Below are 338 nucleotides of genomic sequence, written 5' to 3'. Positions count from 1 at the left end.
GTCCTTATCACCAGTATCAAGCGGCAATGTTGCCCCAATCGTGAATGCCAAGCGCCACATTTGGCGCAACGACATTTTGAACTTGCGCTCCTTCATGTTTGCTGCCGTACTCATTGACTGCAGCTTAAATTCAAGCGAAGTACCTGACGCATTACCAAACACATCATCATTGAAGTTGGCGACGTTTGACTTGTTGTAAATCATGTCGATAACGCGGTCCAAGAAGTTCTCTTGAATACCATCAGCGTCTGGCTTGTTCATAAAGTCAATCGTCACATCACGTTCAGTATCTACTGACGCAACGTTAATAACACGCTTATCAATCATGTCTTTGATGA

Annotated in this window: 1 protein-coding gene; it reads right to left on the bottom strand. The window is 44.1% G+C overall.

Annotated features, from left to right (window positions below):
- On the bottom strand, positions 1–338 hold a 338-nt coding region (locus KH400_RS23215), incomplete at both ends, for a phage portal protein (protein ID WP_217228666.1).

The organism is Desertibacillus haloalkaliphilus (assembly GCF_019039105.1).
Classification (GTDB): Bacteria; Bacillota; Bacilli; order Bacillales; family KJ1-10-99; genus Desertibacillus; species Desertibacillus haloalkaliphilus.
The sequence above is the reverse complement of the archived record's forward strand: the minus strand, read 5'-3'. Positions and strand labels throughout refer to the sequence as shown.